Source organism: Acidisphaera sp. S103, from assembly GCF_009765975.1.
Taxonomy (GTDB): domain Bacteria; phylum Pseudomonadota; class Alphaproteobacteria; order Acetobacterales; family Acetobacteraceae; genus Rhodopila.
In genome coordinates this window covers 115,907-119,824 of the sequence record NZ_LMUJ01000083.1, presented here as the reverse complement: position 1 = coordinate 119,824, position 3,918 = coordinate 115,907, and the positions used below count along the sequence as shown (strand labels likewise).

1 protein-coding gene and 1 pseudogene are annotated in these 3,918 nt (G+C 56.7%); both read right to left on the bottom strand.

Translation table 11 applies throughout. The features are described from left to right. Nucleotides 1-576: 576 nt before the first annotated feature. A pseudogene (locus GSQ89_RS39460) lies at nt 577-795 on the bottom strand (IS5/IS1182 family transposase); the annotation flags it as partial. A gap of 206 nt (nt 796-1,001) precedes the next feature. Continuing rightward, nucleotides 1,002-3,918 (bottom strand): GDSL-type esterase/lipase family protein (locus GSQ89_RS28275; RefSeq protein ID WP_216856449.1); only part of this gene is annotated, 2,917 nt, incomplete at its 5' end.

Genomic DNA, 3,918 nt, shown 5'->3' with positions numbered 1-3,918 from the left:
TGCATGAGGCTCGGCACCAGACCACCCGGTGCAACCCTCGAAAGCCTGCATACTGTGAGACGGGTCGCCCCTATCTCAGGCGAACATCTGGTCTAGCACGAACTGCGATTACGATGGCTCGCGGTTGTCTAAATCTTGACCCATCCACTTTAATATAGTCCGTGAATCCATAGCTACATCCATAGTCATATCCGTGGCCATACTTTAGGATGGCAACAGAATCTTCGTGTATTAGGTAGTTGTCGGGTGCTGTTCGCTCAGCATCCCCTGCATCGCAGGTATGTGTCGTGCCGTCTATATCTGTGTTTTCAGTCGTTCACTGAATTGATAGGCGCATTGGTTTCTGCTCCATGTTGGCCAATTCTGGAGATCCGGCGTCACCCCAAATCTGTATCATCAATATTGCAAAAATGCTGCGGCCCCAGAAGCACATCCGAGACTTAACTTTGACATCTTTTACATTTGACCGATTTCTATCGGAGATGGAAATGTCCAGAAGATCGCATCTAAGTCGGTCGACGGCATACCGAACGGTTCACTTAGCTTCGATCTTTGTGCATCGATGCTACCGTCCCGGTTCTCCAGCCACCGCTCGCACAGCACCTCGTCGGACAGGTTGTGCATGTGCTTGAGGATGGCGAGCCCGCCATCAGCCGTGTCGCCAATGGCGGGCATCCCGGGCCATCCGTGCAAACGGCGCCGAGCCGCAGTTCCAGAAACGACCAATTGATGCCGCGCGCCAGCTCTGCCAGCGGAGTTCTATAGATCGGCGATTTAGTCCAGGCGTGACCTCAGAAGGTCCTATTGGCCGCCTTGGCTCGCATAGTCGGTCGCATCACCACCCACCCAGATGATCCGGGAAAGCATAGAATTGCACCACGCCGCGTCCGGTCAATTTGCCGGAAACTCGCGCGGCGGTAACATTTTTCTGCCAAATGCGATTGCTTGCCGACGCGGATGTCCTCAGCATCGTTTACGGTTTGCGGTTTCTTCACAGTTGACTACGTGGCAAACTGAGTGACGTTGGTAAGACTTCCGGTATAACCCGCAACGACGACCTGCTCATTGACGCCGAAGGACGCGAGACTAATTGTCGTCTGTCCACCATTCTGCGTCACCGTGCTGCCCGTCAGTTGGCTAGCGCTCGTCAGCCCCGGGATGTTGTTGAACACGATATAGTCATTGTTGGGATTGAAGTCCTGGATCGTCACTACCCCGGCTGTCGGGGTGATTAAGAATTGATCCGCCCCGGAGCCTCCGATCAACGTATCATTGCCCCCGCCGCCCTCCAAGACATCATTGCCGGAGCCGCCGTAAATCAGGTTGGGACGCGAATTGCCGATCAGCACATCGTTCCCACTGCCGCCAACGAGATTGTAGATCGAGGACGAGATCGGGTTCGAAGCGCCACCCGGTGTCCCGCCACTGACGGGTTGCTGGGCCAAAATGGCAGAATACCAATTCTGCGCCATCTGTGCGTAGCCGGTGGCATTGGGATGGGTACCGTCGGAGGAGATGTCCGCGGTAGTGACGTTGCCCATGCTCACCAGGCTGACATTGAGGCCGCTGACCTGGGCCTGTGCGACCATGCTCGTGATCGCTGAATTGACCGGTGCCACATCCGCAGAATAGCTGTTGACCATCGGCGTCAACGTCGCGACGTAGACATGAATTAACGGATTGAAATTGTTCACCGTCTCCAACATGCTAAGGATGTTCGCTGCGATCGTGCTTGCCGAGACGTTGCCAAAGATATCGTTGGTGCCGGCCATGAGCAAGATCGCGTTCGGATTCTGCGATTCCAAGAGCCCAGGAAGCCGAACGGCGATCTGGCTTGTCGTCAAACCGCCATAACCAGCATTTGCTGTGTCCAGCAGCGTCGCAGGGCCATCGTTCTGGTCGCCAACAAAATTGATCGACGTGTTGTTGTCCGCGAAGGCGGACCACAATGGGCCGCGATAGCCGTCGGAAAGTGTGTTCTGTGTCAAATCATCCTGCGGGCCCCATCCATACGTAATGGAATCCCCCAGTGGCAGAACATTTATTACGTTGGCCCACTGGTCAGTCGCAAGATTCGCCACGACCGCTTGGGTTGTGTTCTGAAGATTTAAGGTCGCTCCCGGTTGGTTGGTACTACTGCCCGACACTGCAACTGTAAGCGTGGAACCAATCGTTGCGGTACTGGTTGCGGAGGTTGTGACCGTCGCTGGCGCCCCACTGGTCGGCACGTAGGCGTTCGCGGTCGCGCCCGGATTGAGTTCCGCGCCCCATAGTTCGAGCGTCGTCGCTGATGTTTGGGTCGGACTGAGCATCAACGCGATATTAGAGGAGGCGTCACCGTCGCCTTCAAACGTAAAGGTAAATTGCTGCCAACTCGATGTGGCTATGGCGCTCTGCAGGTAGTCGTCCTCGATTGAGGCTTGGTAGTAGTTGAAACTAAAGGCCCCACTGCCACTGATCGCTTTGACCCACACGCTGAAGGAGTATTGGCCGGGAACGTTGGTCTGGTAGTAGACACCAGATCCCGCACTGTTCAGCGTTATCTCGTCAGCCGTACTGGCTCCGCCATTTGGGCCCGGTCCAACGTTCGCCGTGATCGTGGGCGCTCCACCTGACGACTTGAAAGACACCCACGGTGCAACATTGAACGCCTCGGACTGCGAAATCAAGTTCTGCGAAATCACCGGCACGACATTCGTGTAGGAAAGTCCATCCGAGACGGTGTATGCGAAAGTATCGTCAACGGTCTGACCGCTGAGCAGTTCCGCGACGTTCGTTTGGGTAGTGGAGAGCGTGTATGTGTAGGCGCCATTGGCCGTCACGACCAGCGTGCCATATGTGCCTACGACCGTCGTCGTTCCGGTGACCGCAATCCCATCCACTGTTGCCAGCGTTAGCGTCTCTCCGGCGGGAGACTGGTCATTAGACAGCAAGTTACCACTGATGACCGTCGTCCCGCCATCTGTTACCGCCGCAGTATTTGGGCTTGCGACCGGTGTGTCGCCCGTCACGTTGACTGTCAGGGTGGATCCCACCATGCCAGTCGTGGTTGTCGTGGTGGTGGCTACGGCGGTGCCACTCGTCGCGACATAGGAATCCGGCGTCGCGCCGGAATTAAGCTGCGCACCCCAGATTTCGAAAACACCATCGCCTTCCTGGAATGGGCTATGCATCATAGCCACCCAGGAATTCGCATTTCCATCGCCCGTGAAGGTGATGCTAACACGCTGCCACGTGCTGGTGCCGACAACCGTCTCATATTCGGACACACCCGTCGAGGCCGGATCGTATGCGAGGCTGAAAGTTCCGGTTCCGCTGACCAGCCGAACCCAAAGACTGAATGTGTATTGGCCCGCGACATTGGTCTTATAGTAAAGCGACGCGCTGGGCCCTATCAGGTTCAGCTCGTCAACGGTCGCCGCGCCACCCATCGGACCGGTATCGACGTTGCTGGTTACCACGAGCGCTGACGGCAGGACGACCGATGTATTCGGAAGCCCGGCCGGCAGCGTCGTGAGCCAGGGGGCAGCAGTGAAATTTTCAGATTGTGTAATCAGGTTCTGGACGGTCTGCGTTGTTGTCTGGGTGTAGGTGTTTCCATCTGAGACAGTATAGGCAAAGGCATCGGACACGACCTGGCCATCGGTGAGCACGCGGATATCCGCCTGGCTGTTGGCGAGGGTGTAAGTGTATTGCCCGTTGGCCTGGATCACGAGCGTGCCGTAGATGCCAACAATCGTAGTGGTGCCGGTCGTGGCGACCGCGATGCCGTTGACCGCGGCGACTGTCAGAGTCTTACCGAGCGGATCCAAATCATTGGTTAGCACATTGCCAGTTGCGACCAGCGTTTCGTCCTCCGTCACCGCAGCCGTGTCCGGGTTCGCCACAGGGTTGCTGTTCAGGCCGGTGACATCGACC